Here is a 22,055-nt window from a genome sequence, read left to right on the forward strand (position 1 = left end):
GTGTCTTTGGAGCATTGGAATCTTTGTCTGCAGCGTTTGCAGGGTGAGTTTTCCACCTCTCAGTTTAATACCTGGATTCGTCCATTGCAGGCTGAAATGATGCCGAATGGAGACCTGTGCCTAAGTGCACCGAATCGCTTTGTATTAGATTGGGTGAGTAACAAATATCAAACGCGCATAAAAGAGTTGTTGTCTGAGTTTTCTGGCGATGATTTGGCCCCCGTTTTAAAACTGGCGGTAAATACTCAAAACTTCGCTCAAGCCAATCAATCGACACCGCCCCCACCACCTCTATCGAATGCTTCGCCTGTTAGCCCTTTGAACAATGAAGTGGTGAGGGAGTCGGGGTATCGCCCTGGGTTTGGAGTGATGGACTATGAAGAGAGTACGCCTCATGCGGATCTTGAATTTGAGGCCCCATTAACCCTTTCGACGAATGGTCGAGGGTTGCGTGGTGAGCTTGAGCCTTATGAACAAGGGCAGCTGCCATTGGCGACACCGAAACGTAAAGTTCAAGTGGAAGGCGGTATCAATCACGGCGCCAATTTAAACAATTCGTTTACGTTTGATAACTTCATTGAAGGGAAATCCAACCAGCTTGCTCATGCAGCGGCCTTGCAAGTCGCAGAAAATCCAGGGGGTGCCTACAACCCACTTTTTATCTATGGGGGCGTTGGACTGGGTAAAACGCACTTAATGCAAGCGGTCGGCACGGAAATGATGCGCCACAACCCGAATGCGAAAGTCGTGTATTTGCATTCTGAGCGTTTTGTTGCTGATATGGTTAAAGCACTGCAATTGAACGCCATTAACGATTTCAAGCGTTACTATCGTTCGGTGGACGCTTTATTAATAGACGACATTCAATTTTTTGCCGGCAAAGACCGTACACAAGAAGAGTTCTTTCATACCTTCAATGCCTTATTAGAAGGCGGTCAACAGATGATTTTAACCTGTGACCGCTATCCTAAAGAAATTCAAGGCCTTGAAGATCGCTTAAAATCCCGTTTTGGTTGGGGCTTAACGGTGGCGATTGAGCCACCTGAATTAGAAACTCGCGTGGCGATTTTGATGCGCAAAGCCGACGAAAGTGGCATTAAGTTGTCATACGATTCGGCGTTTTTTATCGCGCAGAAAATTCGCTCCAACGTACGAGAATTAGAAGGCGCTTTAAAGCGTGTGATTGCCAACTCGCACTTCACCGGTCGTGCAATCACCCCGGATTTCGTGCGCGAATCATTAAAAGACCTTTTGGCCTTGCAAGATAAGCTGGTGAACATTGATAATATCCAGCGCATTGTGGCGGAATACTACAAAATTAAGATCAGCGATTTGCTTTCAAAGCGTCGCAGTCGATCTGTGGCTCGGCCTCGCCAAGTGGCCATGTCATTGGCGAAAGAATTAACGAATCACAGCTTGCCAGAAATTGGCGATGCGTTTGGGGGTCGTGATCATACCACGGCATTGCATGCGATTCGTAAGATAAAAGAACTACAAGACACGGATTCTGACATCCGTGAAGACTACAAACAATTAATGCGAATTCTGACCACCTGATGGTCTAAGACTTTGAGTTTACGAGGAAAATAATGAAATTTTCAGTCGTCCGCGAGACACTTCTTAAGCCACTTCAGCTCGTGGCCGGTGTGGTAGAGCGTAAGCAAACCATGCCTGTCTTAGCCAACGTGTTAGTAGAGGTTAATAATCAAACCTTGACCTTGACCGGCTCTGATTCCGAAGTCGAATTGATCGGACATCTGCCTTTAGATGAATGTGAAGAAGGCCGCATCACCGTTCCGGCACGCAAACTGATGGACATCTGCAAAAGCTTGCCCGATAGCGCGGTCATCGAATTTACATTAGACGGGCCAAAAGCCGTGATCCGTTCTGGTCGTTCGCGTTTTAGTTTATCGACCTTGCCGGCGGACGAATTCCCAAATATCAAAGACATGCACGGTGATTTAACGGTATCAATCGCGCAAAACAGCGTACGTCGTTTAATCGACCGCACCGGTTTTGCCATGGCGAACCAAGATGTGCGTTATTATTTAAACGGCATGTTGTTGGAAGTGGCCGATGGTCAACTTCGTGTTGTGGCCACCGATGGCCACCGTTTGGCGACAGCAGTAGAAGACGCACAAGTCAGTGGTGATTTGACGCAAGTCATTATGCCGCGCAAAGGCGTGCTGGAACTGAATCGTTTGTTGAGCGATACCGACGACGTTGTGGAGCTGACCATTGGCACTAATCACATTCGTGCTAAAGTAGCCGAGTATGTATTTACTTCTAAGTTGGTGGACGGCAAATTTCCAGATTATCACCGAGTGATTCCACGCAATAACGAAAAAATTGTCATTGCTGACCGTTTAGAGCTGCGTCAAGTGTTTCTTCGCGCGTCGATCTTGTCAAACGAAAAATACCGTGGCGTGCGATTGACTCTGTCAAATGGTATGTTGCAAGTGCATGCGAATAACCCAGAGCAAGAAGAAGCCGAAGAGTCCGTGTTAGTGCAATATCAAGGCGACAACATGGAAGTCGGTTTCAACGTCGGTTACTTGTTGGACGTACTGGGTGTCGTCGACACCCAAGAAGTGCGCCTGTCCCTGAACGATTCCAACAGCAGCGCTCTAATCGAAGAAGCCAATAGCCATGCCGCGCAATACGTTGTGATGCCAATGCGTTTGTAGTGGTTGTGACATACCGAGTTTCTTCAATATAATTGCTCTATCACTCGCTTGGCATTGACTCCGCAGCATGCCAAGCGAGACTTCCCTACCCTACGTAAGGTTTATTCGTTATGCCGCTGGTGCGTTTGGACATCTCTCATGTTCGCAACCTTTCTAGTGTGCGTTTTGAACCCTCGCCCCAAGTCAATATCATTGTTGGTGAAAACGGCAGCGGCAAAACCTCGGTGCTCGAAGCCATTCATTTGTTGTCCTTCGGTCGCTCGTTTCGCAGCCACAAACACAAAACCTACATCCAGCACGATCACGATGCCTGTGTTGTCTTCGCCCAATTGCATCAGCCTCAAGGCAGCCCGATTCGAGTCGGCTTGCAACGCTTTCGTGACGGTCAAATCGATGTGCGGATACAAGGTCAGCGCGCCCAGTCAGTCATTGAATTAGCTGAACGTCTACCGGTGCAGTTGATTAATCCCGATGCGTTTCGATTATTGGAAGGCGCACCCAGCATTCGACGCCAATTTGTTGACTGGGGCGCGTTCCATTTTGACAAAGACTTCATTCCAGCGTGGCGAGGCTGGCAAAAAGCATTAAAACAGCGGAATACCTTACTCAGACGTGGTAAAATATCGCTCAGTTTATTGGCGGCATTTGATCAAGAATTAATCCGCTTAGGTGAGCAAGTTAATCAATCTCGTAAAGCGTATGTGGCAAAATTGACGCCACATTTTGACGCGGTTCTAGCGCAGTTAACCACGGAACTTTCTGTCTCGTTGCAGTTTTTTCAAGGCTGGGATGCGCAAAAAGATCTACACATGGCCGTTGAAGCGGGGCGCGAGCGAGACATCGAACTGGGTTACACCCATACCGGCCCTCAGCGGGCGGATTTGCGAGTGAAAACAGCGACAGGTGATGCCCAAGATTCTTTGTCTCGTGGCCAGTTAAAGCTGGTGGTGTCGGCGTTAAAAATTGCCCAAGGGCAGTTATTGATTGATATGGGTCGCCCCTTGGTATTGTTAGTGGATGATTTACCTGCGGAACTGGACGCCAACCACCGACAAAAACTGTGTCAGTTGTTGGAGTCATTAAACAGCCAAATTTTTATTACCAGTGTCGAGCCTGATACCACAGATTTTACGTGGGCTGACACCACAGACGTTCGCCAGTTTTCAATGACTAACGGCGAGCTGTCTTTATTGAGCAAAGGTTTACAGGAGAGCTAAATGAGTGAAAATAATTACGATTCGTCCAGTATTAAGGTGCTCAAAGGCCTAGATGCCGTGCGTAAACGCCCAGGAATGTACATTGGTGATACGGACGATGGCACCGGTTTGCATCACATGGTGTTTGAAGTCGTGGACAACTCCATTGATGAAGCCCTTGCTGGCCATTGCGATACGATTACGGTACTGATTCACCCTGACGAATCGATTTCTGTGTCGGATAACGGCCGTGGTATTCCGGTAGATATTCACGAAGAAGAAGGTGTATCTGCCGCCGAGGTTATCATGACGGTGTTACACGCCGGCGGTAAGTTCGATGACAACTCTTACAAGGTGTCTGGTGGATTGCACGGCGTGGGTGTGTCTGTGGTAAACGCGTTGTCTGAAGCACTGACCCTGACGATTCGTAAAAGTGGTAAAGTGTACGAACAGCATTATGTGCATGGCGTACCCCAAGCGCCACTGGCTGTGATCGGTGACTCGGACGGCGCTGGCACGACGGTACATTTTAAGCCCTCACCTGCGACGTTTAACAATATTCTGTTTGTTTATGACATCTTAGCAAAGCGCCTGCGTGAATTGTCATTCTTGAATTCAGGCGTGGCCATCCGACTAAAAGATGAGCGCACAGGAAAAGAAGATTTTTTCAATTACAGCGGTGGCTTACGATCTTTTGTTGAGCATTTAAACACCAACAAAACACCGATCAACGATATTTTCCATTTTATCTGCCAGCGTGATGACCTAGAAGACGGCATCGCGGTCGAAGTGGCGTTGCAGTGGAACGAAGGTTTCCAAGAAAACATTTACTGTTACACCAACAATATTCCTCAGCGCGATGGCGGAACGCATTTAGCCGGTTTCCGTGGTGCTTTAACGCGTACGCTCAATACCTTTATTGAAAAAGAAGGGCTGGCGAAAAAGCAAAAAGTCGCCACCACCGGCGACGACAGCCGCGAAGGGTTAACCGCGATTGTGTCGGTTAAAGTACCGGATCCTAAGTTCTCTTCCCAGACCAAAGACAAGCTCGTCTCGTCGGAAGTAAAAACCGCCGTAGAGCAAGAAATGGCCAAGCGTTTTTCTGAGTATTTACTGGAAAAACCGAGTGAAGCTAAAATCATCGTTAACAAGATGATCGACGCTGCCCGTGCCCGTGAAGCCGCACGTCGTGCCCGTGATATGACGCGTCGTAAAGGCGCGCTAGACATCGCAGGCTTGCCGGGTAAATTGGCCGACTGTCAGGAAAAAGACCCAGCGCTTTCTGAAATCTACCTAGTGGAGGGTGACTCTGCGGGTGGTTCTGCAAAACAAGGTCGTGATCGTCGTACACAAGCGATTTTGCCCCTAAAAGGTAAAATCTTGAACGTCGAGAAAGCCCGTTTTGACAAGATGCTGGCGTCGGTTGAAGTAGGTACCCTGATCACCGCATTGGGTTGTGGTATCGGCCGTGACGAATTCAATGCCGACAAGCTGCGTTATCACAGCATCGTTATCATGACCGATGCCGACGTGGATGGATCGCACATTCGTACTCTGCTGTTGACCTTCTTCTTCCGTCAAATGCCAGAAATCATCGAGCGTGGTCATATCTTCATTGCACAACCGCCGTTGTTTAAAATCAAACGTGGTAAGCAAGAACAGTACATCAAAGACGAAGCCGCTATGGATCAGCATCTGATCGAAGTGGCGCTTGACGGCGCGCACATGCACGTCAACGCCGATGCGCCAGGTATTCAAGGCGAACCGTTAGCAAAATTAGTTCGTGATTACATTCAAATTGAAGCCGACATTGATCGTTTGTCTCGTGTGTATCCAAAAGATGTCATGAGTAAACTTTTGTATTGCAAAGCCTTAACGCAAGACAATCTCACCAACGAAGCCGCTGTGCTGGAATGGGTAGAAGCGATTCGTGCCCAAATGCCACAAGATGCGCGCACTGGCTTTCGTTTTGACTTCTCTGTGGAAAAAGATGACGAACGTAACCTCTATTTGCCCGTTGTGGACATCATGTCGCACGGGGTATCGAACCGTTACCGCTTTGAAGGCACTTTCTTTAACTCGCCAGAGTACAAGCGCATCGTGGCCATGTCTGAAACCGTGGACGAATTGTTTGGTGAAGAGTCTTACATTCAACGTGGCGAACGTCGTGAACCGGTGAACACCATCAGTGACATGAAAGCGTGGTTGATGAAAGAAGCCTCTCGCGGCATGACCATCCAGCGCTACAAAGGATTGGGTGAGATGAACCCAGAGCAGCTATGGGAAACCACCATGGACCCTGAAGTACGCCGCATGCTGCGCGTCACCATCGACGATGCCGTCGCGGCTGACCAAATGTTCACCACCTTGATGGGTGACGAAGTAGAACCACGTCGTAACTTCATTCAAGAAAACGCACTAAACGTCGCGAATCTAGACGTATAAGTATTTGATCTATAAAATAAAAAGCCCCAGCTTCGAAAGAAGCTGGGGCTTTTTATAATGTGTTATGCACTTCAAGGTTGAATCCGCCATCCCTAAATGTAGAGCGAAAACTAGTTTATAGGGCTTAATTTTCAGGCTGTCAAATTAAGCCCTATTTGGCAACTTACAACGCCGCTTTGATACTGGCTTCGATCGAGGTTGTAGGACGCCCAATCAGCGTTGACAGTGTTTTGCTGTCGTTGAATAGTCCGCCTTTCGACGCACCGACTTCAGAGTCCGCAAGAACCGCTGCGAAGCCTTCTGGTAAGCCTACACCAACAAGAATCTGGGTGTATTCCGCTTCTGGAACGTTTTGGTACGCCACCGTTTTGCCTGACACTTTGCTAATCGCGGCGGCGTATTCTCTTAGGGTGAAGGCGTTGTCACCTGCTAGCTCGTATACTTTGCCAGCTTGTCCATCTTTAACCAGTACTGCGGCAGCGGCAGCAGCATAGTCTGCACGTGCTGCAGTAGACAGTTTTCCATCTTCGGCACAACCAACAACACCATGCTCTAGTGCGGTTGCTACGCCCATTGTGTAGTTTTCTGAGTACCAGCCATTGCGAAGTAGTACATAGGGTACGCCAGATTCCGCTAACAGATTTTCTGTTTCTACGTGTTCTTTTGCCAAAATAAGAGGCGATGTGTCCGCGTTCAAGATACTGGTGTAAGCAATCAGAGAAACACCTGTTTGTTTGGCCGCATTGATGACGTTGCTGTGTTGAGTCGTACGTTGGCCTACTTCGCTTGAAGAGATCAACAATACTTTCTCGACACCTTGCATTGCCGCGACAAGAGAATCAAGGTCGCTATAATCCGCTTGGCGAACTTGAACGCCCTTTTCTGCTAAATCGACGACTTTCTCTGGGTTACGAACCGCTGCCACGATTTGGTTTGCTGGTGTGGTGTTTAAAAGGTTATCGATAACTAAACGGCCAAGTTGGCCAGATACGCCAGTAACTAAAATCATCATATTCTCCTTTGTGTTTTGAGTTGATGGAAGTAGAATATATCACTAACAAACTTTTAGTAAGTACGTACAAAAAGGTAAGTATGGAAAATAATGTACAAACTTCACAGAACGGCATGTCGCGCTTATTTGAGAAAGGCGATGTGTTTTCAGACAAATGCCCTTCCCGTGATATTTTGAAACATGTCACCAGTCGTTGGGGTGTGTTGGTGTTGGTTGCTCTTAAAGATGGTGACACACAGCGCTTTAGTGAATTGCGTCGTAAGATTGTGGGTGTCAGTGAAAAGATGCTCGCGCAAACTCTTCAAGCCTTGGAATTAGATGGCTTTGTGTTACGTACTTCTTATCCTGTGGTACCGCCTCATGTGGAATACAGTCTGACGGATTTAGGGCTAGAAGTGTCCGTTCGAGTGGCCAGTTTGGCGGATTGGATTGAAGACAATATTACCGATATTTTGGCGGCTCAGTCTTTGCAGAACGATGAATTAAAAACGTAATTTATTTATATTTAAAGCGTTTTTTTTTGAAAGTGAACACTTACTTCATATAGCTCCAGCCAAACATACCGCTGGATAGCGATGTGTTTGACTGAAGAAAGTAGGCAATGAATTTACATACCCAATTTGTCGCGCAGGTTGTAGTACACAGCGCCAACGGCGGTGTACGGGATACGCAGCATGCGGCCGCCGGGGAATTGATACTGCGGCATGCTGGCAAACACATCGAAACGTTCGGTGTCGCCGTGGATAGCATCGGATAGGATTTCACCCATGAGGTGGGAATTGGTGACACCGTGACCGGAGTAGCCTTGGGCGTAGTAAAGATTGTCGCCGATTTTACCCACTTGCGGCATGCGCATCATGGTTAATAAGAAGTTACCTGTCCAAGCAAAGTCGATTTTCACGTCTTTAAGTACGGGGTAAGTCTTGAGCATCTTGGGCACTATGATGGACTCTATTTTACCTGGATCGCGGGCGCCATACGTGGTGCCGCCACCATAAATTAAGCGACCGTCGCCAGACAAGCGGTAATAATCTAATAAATAGTTACAGTCTTCTACACACAGTCCTGTTGGTAACAGTTGTTTTTGGATAGCTTCCGATAAAGGCTCTGTGGTGATCACTTGTGTGCCACAGGGCATGGCTTTTTTCTCAATGTCGGGTAATAAACCAAACATGTAGGCGTTACCCGCGACGACCACGGTGTCGGCAATGACGGTGCCTTGTTTTGTGACGACTTTGCCAGGCTTGCCTTGTTCAAGACGAATGACTTCGGAATCTTCAAAGATCTGCCCACCCAATGCTTCGAACGCTTTCGCCTGACCCAGTACTAGGTTCAAGGGCTGGATATGACCGCCTTTACGATCTAATAAACCACCGGCGTAACGATCTGAGCCGATGTGATCTTGAATGGATGAGGCCGAAAGCAGTTCCAGTTCGTTGTGGCCGTGAGATTCCCACAACGCTTTTTTGGCTTTGAGGTCTTCAAATTGTTTTGGGTTGCAGGCCGCAAACACGTTGCCGTGTTTTAGATCGCAATCGATGTCGTATTTCTTAATGCGATGACGGATTAATTCAGAACCGGCAAAGGCCATTTTGGCCATTTTTTTGCCGATGTCGTCGCCATAGCTGTTGAAAATATAATCGATGTCTCGGTTAAAGCTGTTGACGATTTGCCCGCCATTACGGCCCGATGCACCAAAACCGATGCGTGAGCCTTCTACGACGATGACACGCTTGCCTTTTTCGGCCAAGCTCAAAGCGGTTGAAATACCGGTGAAGCCCGCGCCCACCACACAGACATCGCAGCGATGTTCGCCGGTCAGTTGAGGACGGATGGCCTTGTCGTTAGCAGAGGCGGCGTAATACGAATTGGCATGATTTGGTGATGTCATAGAAAATCCCTGCTATTTTAAGCTGATCCAAGTGTTTTTGATTTCAGTGTATTTTTCCAGAGCATGCCACGATTTATCCCGGCCGTTTCCAGAGGCTTTCACACCGCCAAAAGGCACGGTCGTGTCGCCATCTCCCCAAGTATTAACCCACACCATACCCGATTCCAACAAGCGGCTAACGCGATGCGCGCGGGACAGATCGTTGGTCCAAATCGACGCGCCGAGGCCGTATTTTGAATCATTGGCTAACGCAATGGCTTCTTCTTCGGTGTCGAAAGTCATCACGGCCAGCACGGGCCCAAAGATTTCTTCGCGAACGAATTCCATCTCGTGAGAAGCGTCGGTGAAAATCGTGGGTTGTGCATAGAAGCCCTGCCCTTCATGGTATTCACGCACACCGCCTAAGGCGAGCGTTGCGCCGTCGGCGATGGCACTGTTGATGAAACGATTCACGGTATCGAGTTGCGCTTTGTCGACCATCGGGCCCATTTTCGTTTTAGGGTTGAGTGGATCGCCAGGCACATACGCTTTTGCCGCGTCAATGAGCGCGACCATAAATTCTGTTTTAATGCTGCTGTGAATGTATAAACGAGAGCAGGCAATGCACACTTCGCCTTGATTGGTGAAGATGGCTGACGCCGCGCCTTTTGCAGCGGCTTGTATGTCTTTGCAATCGTCAAACACGAGGCAAGGCGATTTACCGCCCGCTTCGAGCCACACGCGTTTCATATTCGACTGCCCCGCGTATTGCATCAACATGCCGGCCACACGGCTGGAGCCAGTGAACGCCAAGGTGCCAATGTCGTGGTGCAAGGCCAGCGCTTTGCCGGCGGTATGACCAAAGCCCGGAAGCACGTTGAATACGCCATCAGGAAGGCCCGCTTGAGTGGCCAATTCGGCAATGCGCAAGGCGCTTAACGGCGCTTTTTCCGACGGTTTTAAAATAACGGAGTTGCCCGCCGCTAACGCGGGTGCGATTTTCCACATCACCATCATTAAGGGGTAGTTCCATGGCGTGATGACAGCAACCACACCGAGTGGTTCGCGGCTGATCAGCGCCAAGTGGTTCGGGTTGGTGGGTGCGATTTCACCGTACAATTTGTCGATACACTCGGCCGACCAGCGCAACGCATCAATGGAATCTGGCACGTCGATGTTGACCATTTCAGAGATGGATTTACCCATGTCTAGGGTGTCGGTTAAGGCCAATTCGTCTTGGTGGGCTTCGAGTAAATCGGCCCATTTTTGCAACACGCGTTTGCGTTTGCCGGGGGCCATATTTGACCATATGCCGCTTTTGAAGGCCGCTTTGGCCGCATCGGTGGCGAGGTTGACGTCGGCTTCGTCGCAGCTGGCCATGTTGACCAAAAGGGATTCGTCGGTTGGGTTAATACAGGCAAATGTTTCACCGCTTTGGGCGGGTGTGAAACCACCATTAATGTAAGCCTCGCTGTGCAGGCGAATGGTATCGCGAAGAGCTTGCCATTCTTGGTAGGTTTTCATACGTTATTCCTTCCTTTATATTTAGCCGATAGACTAAATGGGTTGCTATGGTTCTAAGCTAACTGAGCCGCCCCCTATCGTACTATATCCCCGTGGGGGTATATCGTAATTTTACGAACCCACTAAGATGACGATGAGTAAGTTAGCTATGTCATACTAAAGCATCCCCATTACACAATACCGCTTGGAGAATCCGTTTATGTCAAAGGTTACTGTTGCTGCTACGCAGATGCATTGCACGTGGAACAAAGAAGAAAACGTAGATCGTGCTGAGAAGCTGATTCGATCTGCAGCGGCCAAAGGTGCGCAAGTGATTCTGATTCAAGAGTTATTTGAAACGCCCTACTTCTGCATTGAAATTCACGAGCCTTATCATGATTTAGCAACGACGTTGGAAGAAAACGCGGCGTTTAAACGCTTTCAAGCCTTAGCGGCCGAGCTCAATGTGGTGTTGCCTTTTAGCTGGTACGAACAAGCGGGCCAAGTGCGTTTTAACGCCTTGGCGATGATCGACGCGGGCGGTGAATTGTTGGGTGTATACCGTAAAACGCACATTCCAGACAGCGATGGCTACCTTGAGAAATACTACTTTAGCCCTGGCGATACTGGCTTTAAAGTATGGAATACACAGTTTGGCTGCATTGGTGTGGGCATTTGTTGGGATCAATGGTTCCCTGAAACCGCTCGTTCTATGGCGTTAATGGGGGCCGATATTTTATTGTTCCCAACGGCGATTGGTTCAGAGCCTAGCCAGTCCGATTTAGACAGTATGCCCCATTGGACCAACACCATGCGCGGCCATGCGGCGGCGAACCAGGTGCCGGTCATTGCTTCGAACCGTATTGGTAAAGAAAGTGCCGAACATCGTGATTTGGCGCTGACGTTTTACGGCTCATCGTTTATTTGTGATGAGCGCGGTGAATTGGTTGAGCAAGCAGACCGCGACAGCGAGGGCGTATTGATTCACACCTTTGATTTAGACCATGTGCGTACGCAACGCAAAGCGTGGGGGCTGTTCCGTGATCGTCGTCCTGAGCATTATGGTGTGATCCAAACCCTCGACGGCCAATTAAAATCGACCGCCAAATAAAGGAGTCATTATGTTAACGACCCCAAAAGCGGATCAATTCTGGATGCCGGGCGAACACAGCCCGCAGTCGAGTGTGTGGTTAGGTTGGCCGACGCGCCCTGATAATTGGCGCGAAAACGGCTTGCCAGCGCAAGCAGCGTTCGCCCATTTTATTGAGCGTTTAAGCGGTTACGTCACGGTAAAGTTGGCGGTGTTGCCAGAGTATGAAGCGCAAGCCAAAAGCATGTTGCCCGCCTCGGTAGAGCTTCATCCAATGGCGTACAACGACGCTTGGTTGCGGGATACCGCACCGACTATGGTGATTAATCAGGCCGGTGAAAAGCGTGCGGTTGATTGGCAGTTTAACGCGTGGGGCGGCGAGCTAGACGGCTTGTATGATGACTGGGCAGACGACGAGAAGGTCGCGCAAAACATCGCCACAATAGAAGGCGTGCAGTGCTACCACGCACCTTTTATCTTAGAAGGTGGATCGATTCACTGTGACGGCGAAGGCACTTTGTACACCACGGAAGAGTGTTTGTTGCACCCTAGCCGTAATCCTAATTTAAGCCGTGAAGACATTGAATCCTTGCTCAAAAGTTACTTGTCCGTTGAGACCATTATTTGGTTGCCGTTGGGTTTGTTCAACGACGAAACCAACGGTCACATCGACAATATTTTGCACGTGGTGCGCCCAGGCGAAGTCTTGCTAACGGTGTGCGACGATGAAAACGACCCGCAATATGCGATCAGTCAGCAGGCGTTGTCGATCCTATCGAACACGCGCGACGCCAAAGGCCGTGAGATCAAGGTGCATGCTTTGCCGATGCCGGGGCCTTTGTATATCCGCGAAGAGGAAGCCGCGGGCTTGGTGCAGCCAGAGCGTATGGAGCGTGCCACCGACGATCGTTTGGCGGGGTCTTATGCTAATTGCCTGATTTGCAATGGTGCGGTGTTTTATCCGCTGTTAGACGAAGCACAAGACACCATCGCTCACGTGGTGCTGCAAAACGCCTTTCCTGAGCACAAGCTGATTGGTATTCCAGCGCGGGACATCTTGTTAGGCGGTGGCAATTTGCACTGCATTACGCAGCAAATTCCTGCCTAAACTGAGTTTAACTTGGGCCTGATTCAAGCCAAAAAGCAAAAAACACCGAGCGATGTTATCGCTCGGTGTTTATACATTTCATTTCATCTCATCTCATCTCAACTCAACTCAACTCAACTCAACTCAACTCAACTCAATTTAAATCAATTTAAATCAACTTAAATCAACTTAAATCAAAACACATAAAACCTTAACGGTCGGTTTTCACGTTGGTCCACAAGCGCGCCATTAAACGTTCAATGCGAATACCACGGACTTTTTGTGCGAAGAGTTTCTTTTTCACCTCGGCGGGTGGGTAGATACCCACATTGTCGCGGATTTCTTCGTCCTGCAAGTCCATTGCCGCCATATTGGGGTTGGCGTAGGCCACGTAGTTAGACACGTCAGCGATCACTTCGGGTTGCAATAAGTAGTTGATAAAAGCGTGAGCGGCTTCTTTGTTGTCGGCCGCTTTTGGAATCGCCAGCATATCAAACCAAATTTGTGCGCCTTCTTTTGGGATCGCGTATTCGATGTTCACGCCATTATCGGCTTCAATCGCGCGGTCTTGCGCTTGCAACACGTCTCCAGACCAGCCAATCGCCACACAAATATCGCCGTTGGCCAGAGCGCTGATGTATTGGGAAGAATGGAATTGACGAACGTAAGGGCGCACGCTTTTTAGCAACTCAACGCCTTCGCTGTCCAGCGCGTAGTCGGCTGGGGTGCGGCTGTTTGGATCTTTGCCAAGGTAATTCAGCACCAGTGGGTACAGTTCATCAGGTGAGTCTAAAAACATAACACCGCACGATTGTAATTTTTGCATATTTTCTGGCTTGAGGACCAAGTCCCAACTGTCCACCGGCGCGTCGTCGCCCAGCGCTTCTTTCACTTTCTCGACGTTATAACCGATGCCCGTTGTTCCCCACAAATATGGCACGCCGTATAGGTTGCCTGGATCAACCGCTTCTAAAAAGCCCAGCAGCTCTGGATCAACATGGTGTAGGTTAGTTAGGGCACTCTTATCGAGTTTATCAAATACCCCAGCTTGAATTTGTCGACCCATAAACGACGCCGTTGGCACGACTAAGTCGTAACCGGAATTGCCGGCGAGCAGTTTGGCTTCGAGCACTTCGTTGCTGTCGAACACGTCTTGAATCACATCGATGCCGGTTTGTTCTTCGAAATTGGCGATGGTGTCTTCTGCCATGTAATCCGACCAATTGAAGAACTTCAGTGTTTCGGCCATTACAGGCGTGGCGCTGCCCAACGCACAGACCACGCCAGCTATGGGTAAGATACAACGGGAGAATCGCTTAGGGTTTGTCATGGTTTGGTTCCTTTTATGATAAAGCCACACACCAAGTTAAGCTTTTGTATCCTAATCATGGTGTGGGTTGGTTAAAAATAAGCACAGATTCACGTACATTGACTCGTTCAGTATTTAATCATTAAACATTGAGTAACAGATGCTCACGCTCCCAAGAGCTGATAACGCGGTTAAATGTCTCGAATTCACTGCGTTTGACGCCCATGTACGCCGTGACGAAGTCTTGTCCTAAGATTTCGCACAATGGCTCGCATTCTTCCAGTAAACGCAAACCTTCTTCTAAGGTACGTGCGATCTCTACATCAGGATGATCCGAGGGAGGCTGATTGGCTTTGGTCGGCTCGGTTGGGTGCAGTTTCTCTTTCATGCCCAAGTAGCCGCATGCCAGTGTCGCGGCGATGGCCAAATACGGGTTGCAGTCGGCACCGGGGAAGCGGTTTTCAATGCGTGTGGCTTGCGGTGGCGCAAACGGAATGCGCAGCCCTGCGGTGCGGTTGTCGAAGCCCCAATTCATATTAATCGGAGCGGCCATCTCTGGCGAGAAACGACGGTAAGAATTCACATTGGGCGCAAAGAAAGAAATCGCATTCGGAGTGTATTTTTGCAAACCGCCTAAATAATGGTAGAACAATTCACTGGGTTCGCCATTGTTATCAAAAACGTTTTCCCCCGTTTTGGCGTCGACCAAGCTTTGGTGGATGTGCATCGAGCTGCCCGGCTCGTCTTTCATCGGTTTGGCCATAAAAGTTGCATAGACGCCATGTTTTAAAGCGGCTTCGCGCAAAGTTCGCTTGAACACAAACACCTGATCGGCCAGGTCTAATGGGTCCCCATGAATGAAGTTGATTTCCATTTGTGCCGCGCCCGATTCATGAATTAGAGTATCCACGTCCAAATCTTGCGCTTCGCAATAGCTGTAAAGCGTGTCAATAATGGAATTAAATTCGTTTACGGCGTCGATGCTGTAAGAGCGACGCGAGGTTTCGCGTTTGCCCGAGCGCCCTACTGCGGGTTTCAGCTCGTAATCTGGGTCGGTGTTGGGTTGAATGAGGTAGAATTCGACTTCCGGTGCGATGATGGGTTTTAAGCCTTCTTTTTCGTACAGGGATAAAATATGGCGTAGAATAGTTCGGCTTGCTAACGGGTGCAGATTGCCGTCGTGAGTGTAGCAGTCGTTGATGACTTGTGCGGTCGGTTCGTCGGCCCAAGGCACCATGCGTAAGGTTTTCGGATCGGGTTTGAGCACCATGTCGCGGTCGCTGGCATCGATGATGTCGTAGTGATTGTCGGCCCAATCGCCCGTCACACTTTGCACCAGTACCGTTTCAGGAATACGCCCCGTTTTTTCAGCAAGAAACTTATAGGTCGGGTAAAATTTCCCCCGTGCGTTTCCCGTCATGTCCGCTAATGTTGACTCGACTTCAGTAATCGAATGCTCTTTTAAAAAAGCTTCAAGCTCTGTCATAACTCACCTTACGTTGGTTGCTCAACGAATACTGTTGAGCGGTAATAAATGCCGGCTATTCTCTTTTTACTATTCGGTTGAAAAATAGTCAACCCGAATAATAATTCGGTTTAAACCATATTTTAGTTTGATTCTGAAATCAATACATACTCGGTTAATAAGTTGATATTACAATTGACATCCGCCCTAAAATCGATCAATTATTCGGTTATTAAATTGTACACGATGATAGGAGTCCCTTTTGAGCAAACACGCATCCTCTTACTATGAGGCAACGGCGCGCGGCGTGAAAAGTCGACCTCAATTGCTGGGTGATCACACAGTGGACATCTGCATTATAGGCGGAGGGTTTACCGGTACATCGGCGGCGTTACATTTGGCGCAAGCGGGCTATCAAGTGACCTTGTTAGAAGCGCAAACGATTGGCTGGGGCGCATCGGGTCGCAATGGCGGACAAATTTGCCAAGGTCATAATATGAGTCACGCCGATATGATCAAAAAAGTGGGCAAAGACACGGCTGACCTTTTATGGCAAACCTCGGTCAATTCCGTAGAGATGGTTAAAAATTTAGTGGCTCAGTATGACATCGACTGCGATCTGACGCCGGGCGTGTTGCACGTAGCGTCTAAAAAAGGCCACACCGACGACATTAAAGACGCGGTCGATTACAAACGTAACGTATTAGGTTATGAGGGTGTGCGCTTTTTAGACGCCGATGCCGTGGCGAACAAGCTGGGTACAGAGCAATACTTTGGTGGCGAATACTACGAGCAAGGTGCGCACATTCATCCATTGAATTTTGTGTTGGGCTTGGCGAATGCGGCGGAGTCTCATGGCGCGACGATTTACGAACACTCGCCTGTGGTGGAATACACTGATGGTCAGCAGCCAGAAGTGATCACCGCGAAAGGTCGTGTCACCTGCCGTTATGTGTTGTTCGCCTGCAACGGGTATTTAGGCCATTTAAATGGCCCAGCGGCACGTAAAATCATGCCAATAAACAATTTTATTATCGCCACCGAGCCTTTGCCTGAAGACATTGTAAGCCGTATCAACCCCGACCGAGTGGCCGTGGCGGATTCGAAATTTGTGGTGAATTATTATCGTTTATCGAAAGACAATCGCATGTTGTGGGGCGGCGGTGAAAACTACAGCCCCCGATTCCCTCGCGACATTGCCAGCTTTGTAAAAAAGCACATGGTTGAAACCTACCCTGAGCTGGGCGGCTATCGGATTGATCATGCTTGGGGTGGCACTTTGGCGATCACGCTCAATCGCATGCCAAATATTTCACGTCAAAAAGACAACGTGTTTGTGGCGCAAGGTTATTCGGGTCATGGCGTTGCGTTGGCAACCTATGCCGGCGCGATGTTTGCGAAAGCGGTTCAGGGGTCGTTAGAGGAAGTCGACGCGTTTGAGCGTTTGCCCAGTCATGACTTTCCCGGTGGCACACTGTTACGCTGGCCTGGGCTGGTGGCGGGGATGTTGTATTATTCGATGCTGGACCGTTTGCCTTAGGTTTTATCTCAGCGTTTTATCTTAATCACAGAAGAAGGACACCCTTTTCGACTATGCCTAGTTCATCCGAGACGGCGAAAACGCCACCAACACCGACAGCCGTAAAAACAATGCAATCCGTGTCACCGCGCAGCGAGCCGGTGCAGTCGCGCTCAATTAAACGCGCGCAGCAAATTCTCGATGTGACCAGCGAACTGCTCGAAACGGTTGGCTTGAACGATTTAAACACAGCGATCATTGCCAAAGAAGTGGGCATTTCGGTTGGCTCTCTGTATCACTATTTTCCCAATAAGCACGCTATCTTGTATGCGATGGGCAAGTCTTGGCTCGACAGTATTGAAGTGGTGTTAACCGAAATCCAAGAATGGTCGTTAGAAACCATGACTTTGTCGGCTTTTATAGATCAAGTGATCGATACGAACCTTCGTACTTATCGCCAGCAACGGGCGGTATTAGGCTTGGTGCAGGCGATGTTTTCGGTACAGGAGCTGCGAGAATTGGACGAACGCCACGACGACATGGTGATCTCGCAAATGGCGAAGGTGTTTAAACGCATCGGACTGAAAAAGCACGTGCGCGAACGTGAACGCATTGCACGTCTGTACCTAGAAGTGACACACAGTACCTATCTGGTCGTTGTTAACCAAAACGAACGCCGTGCCTCGCGTACCTTGTCTGATTTAAAGTTAATGTTAACTTGCTTATTAGAGCGTCATTTAAGCGACGCAGACATGGACACCAGCATTTAGTCAGGGCTGTCTATTTTTTAGAAACAGAAAGCGTTACAGACAGAAGTGTTTACAAGGCGTCTTTTTCTCGATCCAAAGTGTCTAGGTGGCTTAAGAATAGGGTGAAGATCTCAGATTGGCTGGAGGTGTTCAAACGGGCATGAATGTTTTTACGGTGCACTTTAACGGTGCCTGCGCTGATGTTCAGTTCGTTGGCGATGGATTTTGACGAGTGACCTTTTAGCAATAACCCCAAAATTTCCTGTTCGCGGGTGGTTAACACCCCGTGCGCAAAGGTCTTTAACGCGTGCTTCAATGGGCCCGAACGCGAGGCTTGTTCAACAAACTCTCCCGATTGCGCCAGCCAAAACTGACTGACTAACGCTTCTAGCACAGGAAAAATCATTTTGAGGTTGTTCAGCTCTGAACGGCGAATAGAGCCAACGGCTTTTTGTCGCCCCAACGAGATGGCGCAGGTTGTCGTTTTATCTAAATCCACCAGAATATTGATTTCATCAACGAGGTCAAAGTTGCGATAGCAGGTTTGGTAATATTCGGTTTCTTCAAACGAATCGGGTGCCATGTCGACCAAACGGTACACCCCAGGCGTGATACCCTGCTGAATGGCGTTAAACAGCGGGTCGAGCAAATAAGATTGGCTCAAATACAAGCGTAGTGTATGACTTTGTTCGCAAGGATCGCTGGGGAAAATCAGCAACGGTTTCAGCGCTTTTTTATAGGTGACGATGATAAAGGTGTCGAAATAGCAAAGATTCGATAAGACGCTTTTTAGTGTACTGGGAAAACTGGGCACACGAATATGGCTAGTCAGCGTACCTAAGTCCCGCATAAGCTCAGGTAGGGTTAGATGCCCCCCTAGTGTGTTTCTTTGCATAACAACGTGTCCTATTTGTAGACCCAATAGATCTATTTCCGACCCAATGCATGTCTGTGTAGCGCTCATTCATAGGGTCTTAGTGTACCGATAAAAAAATACCTATACAAAAGCAAATACTGTGCCGTATTGAGTATTGAATGCGCATCATATAAGCCGATTTTTTGTTCGGTTTTATTTTTTTGTGATAAGACAACTTTGCCTATTTAAATTTGTTTATTTTAAATGAAATTTACATCGACTTTGTAATTCTTTCTGTAGTAAAAATACCATCATAACCTGAACAATATGTCGGATTGTGTACGTTAGTGCTGAGAATTAAAGTGTCTTTTTTTCTGTATTTCCTAATATAAACAAGGCATATAGACGGCACTCATGAAATATATGTTTATCCTTCATTGTCACTTTTACACAATTGTGTCCATGTTTGCCTATACCCATTCGGGGATAGTTACTTGCAGCATTTTATCGGGTTAAGGTGAATTACATTAAAATTATTTGATTTGCGTCACGCATTTATCTCGATAAAAACGAATAAATACTCGATTATGAATCAACCAAAACAGCGTCTTTTTCAGCAAGACTCATTTCAAAAGAGAATAGTGTATGTCGGATATGTATGAAGGGAATAACGAGTTTGATCTGTTCATTACTGATCTAAATGGTAACTTACGCGGCAAGCGTATGCCTTCCAGCGGCCTCAGGTACGTAATGAAAAACGGCGTTAAGCTCCCCCAATCAGTGATAGGTTTTGATCATTGGGGCGATGACGTGCTGGACAACGGCATGGTATTCGAAACCGGTGACAGCGATGGGATTTGCTTGGCCGTTCATCCTGAACCGATTCCTGTGCCATGGGCGGAATCGGCTCGTGATCAGATCTTAGCGATGATGTACAACGCGGATGGCACGCCTTTTTACCCCGATCCTCGCCAACTACTGACTCGCATTGTTAATCGTTTCAAAGCGCTTGGTTACACGCCGGTTGTGGCCACCGAATTGGAATTTTACCTGTTAGACGGCACGTCCGAAGCCCAGCGTCGCCCTTCTCCACCCATTATTGTGGAAGGCAATGGCGTGCGTTTGAACAAAACCGACTGTTATTCCATCGAAGAAATGGACGGGCTCGAAAGCTTTTTTGCTGAAGTTCGCCAAGCCTGTGAGATACAAGGCATCCCGGCCGACACGATCATTTCTGAATTGGGTCCCGGCCAGTTTGAAATCAACATGAAACACACGGATGACGCGGTTCAAGCAGCAGACCATGCGATCATGTTTAAGCGTCTTATTAAAGGCGTGGCGCGTCAGCATGATTTCGGTGCGACTTTTATGGCGAAACCATACGCAGACAAAAGTGGTAATGGCTTCCATGTGCATTTCAGTTTGCTTGATGCAGACGGTAACAATGTTTTTAACAACGAAACCGTAGAAGGGTCAGATTTGCTGAAACAAGCCGTGGCGGGTTTATTGCATCACATGTCGGATTCGATGTTGGTCTTCGCGCCGCATTTAAATTCGTTCCGTCGTTTCCAAAGTGGTGCTCATGCCCCCACCTTTGCCAGTTGGGGTTATGAAAACCGCACTGTGGCGGTGCGCATTCCAGAAAGCGAACACCTAGCGCGTCGTATTGAGCATCGTGTTGCGGGCGCCGATGCGAATCCGTACTTAGTGCTGGCGACGGTATTGGGTGCGGCTTTGCATGGTATCGAAACGAAAATGTCGCCACCGGCTCCCATCGAAGGGGACGCTTATGCGATGTCAGACGATTTTGAGCCGCTGCCCAATCGTTGGGAATTGGCGACGGAAGCTTTTGCCGACAGCGCGTTTTTGACGGAATACATGGGCGAAGAGTTTGTTCGTGTCTATGGCGCCGCAAAAGAGCAAGAGCAAATGAAAATACACAGTCGTATTTCCAACGTGGAATATGAGGCGTATTTGTAATGGATTTGGTCCGTAGTTTGCCTTTATTTATCGTGCAAAATGCGACGAACAGAGTTAAAAAGACAAGAAAGCTCAGTCAGAGCTTGCGCGCAAAAACGCATTATTATATTTGGATCCAGTCAGCGGACGTTGGCTAACAATGGGAGAATTCTCTATGAAACGAAAAGCAATCAGTGCATTCATCGCCGCGACGGTATCGACTTTCGCAGCAAGCAGCTACGCAGAAGACGTGTTAAACATTTATAACTGGTCTGACTACATGGCACCGGGCGCTTTGGAGCAATTCAGCCAAGAAACCGGTATCAAGGTCAACTATGACGTGTACGACAGTAACGAAGCATTGGAAGCCAAATTGATGGCAGGTGGTTCAGGTTACGATTTGGTGATGCCGTCCAACTCCTTTTTTGAGCGCCAGCTGCAAGCGGGTGTTTATCAAAAAATCGACAAAAGTAAACTGACCAACTACCCTAATTTAGACCAAACTCTAGCCAAGCAAATTGAAAAGCACGATGCGGGCAATCAATACAATATTCCTTACGCATGGGGCACAATTGGTATCGGTTACAACACCAAAATGATTGAAGAGCGCTTGGGAACCACAGACATCGATTCTTGGGACGTACTGTTCAATCCAAGCATTGCCGCGAAGCTGCAAGACTGTGGTATTGCTGTGCTGGATTCCCCTGCTGAAATGATGTCTATTGTGAACAACTACCGTCAAGTTGATCCCAACTCGGAAGACAAGGGCGAGCTAGAGGCGTCGTCTAAGTTGATGGCCACAGCCCAAGACAACATAAAATATTTTCACTCCAGTAAATATATTTCCGATCTTGCGAACGGTGAGATCTGTGTTGCTGTAGGCTATAACGGCGATATTTTACAATCTCAAAGCCGTGCGGAAGAAGCGGAACAAGGTGTAGACATTAACTTCGTTATTCCAAAAGAAGGCACCTTGGTGTGGTTCGATTTGATGGCCATTCCTGCTGACGCCCCTCATGCTGACGCGGCGCATAAATTCATCGATTTTATTTTAAAGCCTGAGATCGCGGCCGCCATTTCTAACTATGTTTATTACGCGGTTCCGAATACGGCTGCAGAGCCATTGTTAGACGCAGACGTGGCGAATAACAAAGGTGTGTACCCAACTCAAGCTGTTAAAGAAAAACTGTATGTGCAAGTGGCCCATACAGCGCGTTTTGACCGCCTGCTAACGCGCGCTTGGACAAACATTAAAACCGGTCGTTAAGCTGCTTTACGTTAAGTCGTTTTGATTTACCGTCTTTCGAT

Annotated in this window: 17 protein-coding genes; 11 read left to right on the top strand and 6 right to left on the bottom strand. The window is 48.3% G+C overall.

The genetic code is table 11. The features are described from left to right. The 4 genes from dnaA (at position 1) to gyrB (ending at position 6,328) form a co-directional block, all read left to right on the top strand. The gene (dnaA, locus tag FXV75_RS00005) at positions 1-1,557 is read left to right on the top strand and encodes a chromosomal replication initiator protein DnaA (protein ID WP_148830461.1); all 1,557 of its coding nucleotides are present in this window, start codon (positions 1-3) and stop codon (positions 1,555-1,557) included. A 32-nt stretch (positions 1,558-1,589) separates the two neighbouring features. Further along, entirely contained in the window at positions 1,590-2,687 is a 1,098-nt protein-coding gene (gene dnaN / locus FXV75_RS00010; protein WP_148830463.1) for a DNA polymerase III subunit beta, read from the top strand. Between the two features lie 110 nt (positions 2,688-2,797). Beyond that, positions 2,798-3,904 (top strand): DNA replication/repair protein RecF, encoded by a 1,107-nt coding sequence (gene recF, locus FXV75_RS00015; protein WP_148830466.1) that lies wholly within the window; start codon positions 2,798-2,800, stop codon positions 3,902-3,904. Continuing rightward, complete coding sequence (gyrB, locus tag FXV75_RS00020) at positions 3,905-6,328, top strand: DNA topoisomerase (ATP-hydrolyzing) subunit B (protein WP_148830468.1); 2,424 nt, start codon at positions 3,905-3,907, stop codon at positions 6,326-6,328. A 163-nt stretch (positions 6,329-6,491) separates the two neighbouring features. Here the strand turns inward: gyrB and FXV75_RS00025 are convergent, their stop codons facing one another. Then, the gene (locus FXV75_RS00025; RefSeq protein WP_148835091.1) at positions 6,492-7,337 is read right to left on the bottom strand and encodes an SDR family oxidoreductase; all 846 of its coding nucleotides are present in this window, start codon (positions 7,335-7,337) and stop codon (positions 6,492-6,494) included. 83 nt (positions 7,338-7,420) lie between these two features. Here FXV75_RS00025 and FXV75_RS00030 point away from each other — a divergent pair, with 83 nt between their 5' ends. Then, positions 7,421-7,834 carry a winged helix-turn-helix transcriptional regulator gene (locus tag FXV75_RS00030; RefSeq protein WP_148830470.1) on the top strand — a complete coding sequence of 138 codons (414 nt, stop codon included), beginning with the start codon at positions 7,421-7,423 and terminating at the stop codon, positions 7,832-7,834. Positions 7,835-7,947: 113 nt separating this feature from the next. Here FXV75_RS00030 and FXV75_RS00035 read toward each other — a convergent pair whose 3' ends face one another. Both FXV75_RS00035 and FXV75_RS00040 read right to left on the bottom strand, forming a co-directional pair. Further along, positions 7,948-9,231: an NAD(P)/FAD-dependent oxidoreductase gene (locus FXV75_RS00035; protein WP_148830472.1), complete on the bottom strand. Its 1,284-nt coding sequence runs from the start codon at positions 9,229-9,231 to the stop codon at positions 7,948-7,950. Positions 9,232-9,243: 12 nt separating this feature from the next. After that, positions 9,244-10,734, bottom strand: coding sequence for an aldehyde dehydrogenase (locus FXV75_RS00040; RefSeq protein WP_148830474.1), 1,491 nt, complete (start codon positions 10,732-10,734; stop codon positions 9,244-9,246). A 199-nt stretch (positions 10,735-10,933) separates the two neighbouring features. Here FXV75_RS00040 and aguB point away from each other — a divergent pair, with 199 nt between their 5' ends. Both aguB and aguA read left to right on the top strand, forming a co-directional pair. After that, positions 10,934-11,824, top strand: a complete 891-nt coding sequence (gene aguB, locus FXV75_RS00045; protein ID WP_148830475.1) for an N-carbamoylputrescine amidase — start codon at positions 10,934-10,936, stop codon at positions 11,822-11,824. Positions 11,825-11,834: 10 nt separating this feature from the next. Continuing rightward, positions 11,835-12,911 (top strand): agmatine deiminase, encoded by a 1,077-nt coding sequence (gene aguA / locus FXV75_RS00050; protein WP_148830477.1) that lies wholly within the window; start codon positions 11,835-11,837, stop codon positions 12,909-12,911. Positions 12,912-13,101: 190 nt separating this feature from the next. On the opposite strand, the gene FXV75_RS00055 is transcribed toward aguA, so the two are convergent. Then, complete coding sequence (locus FXV75_RS00055) at positions 13,102-14,220, bottom strand: extracellular solute-binding protein (RefSeq protein ID WP_148830479.1); 1,119 nt, start codon at positions 14,218-14,220, stop codon at positions 13,102-13,104. Positions 14,221-14,341: 121 nt separating this feature from the next. Continuing rightward, entirely contained in the window at positions 14,342-15,685 is a 1,344-nt protein-coding gene (locus FXV75_RS00060) for a glutamine synthetase family protein (RefSeq protein ID WP_148830481.1), read from the bottom strand. A gap of 241 nt (positions 15,686-15,926) precedes the next feature. On the opposite strand from FXV75_RS00060, the gene FXV75_RS00065 reads away from it, so the two are divergent. Further along, on the top strand, positions 15,927-17,204 hold the full coding sequence (locus FXV75_RS00065; RefSeq protein ID WP_148830483.1) for an NAD(P)/FAD-dependent oxidoreductase: 1,278 nt from the start codon (positions 15,927-15,929) through the stop codon (positions 17,202-17,204). Between the two features lie 53 nt (positions 17,205-17,257). Continuing rightward, complete coding sequence (locus tag FXV75_RS00070) at positions 17,258-17,953, top strand: TetR/AcrR family transcriptional regulator (protein WP_148830485.1); 696 nt, start codon at positions 17,258-17,260, stop codon at positions 17,951-17,953. Positions 17,954-18,002: 49 nt separating this feature from the next. Here FXV75_RS00070 and FXV75_RS00075 read toward each other — a convergent pair whose 3' ends face one another. Further along, complete coding sequence (locus tag FXV75_RS00075; RefSeq protein ID WP_148830487.1) at positions 18,003-18,827, bottom strand: helix-turn-helix transcriptional regulator; 825 nt, start codon at positions 18,825-18,827, stop codon at positions 18,003-18,005. Between the two features lie 606 nt (positions 18,828-19,433). On the opposite strand from FXV75_RS00075, the gene FXV75_RS00080 reads away from it, so the two are divergent. Next, complete coding sequence (locus FXV75_RS00080; RefSeq protein WP_148830489.1) at positions 19,434-20,768, top strand: glutamine synthetase family protein; 1,335 nt, start codon at positions 19,434-19,436, stop codon at positions 20,766-20,768. Positions 20,769-20,922: 154 nt separating this feature from the next. Then, positions 20,923-22,014: a polyamine ABC transporter substrate-binding protein gene (locus tag FXV75_RS00085; protein WP_148830491.1), complete on the top strand. Its 1,092-nt coding sequence runs from the start codon at positions 20,923-20,925 to the stop codon at positions 22,012-22,014. Positions 22,015-22,055 lie beyond the last annotated feature (41 nt).

The sequence above is a fragment of the Marinomonas sp. IMCC 4694 genome (genome assembly GCF_008122525.1).
GTDB lineage: Bacteria > Pseudomonadota > Gammaproteobacteria > Pseudomonadales > Marinomonadaceae > Marinomonas.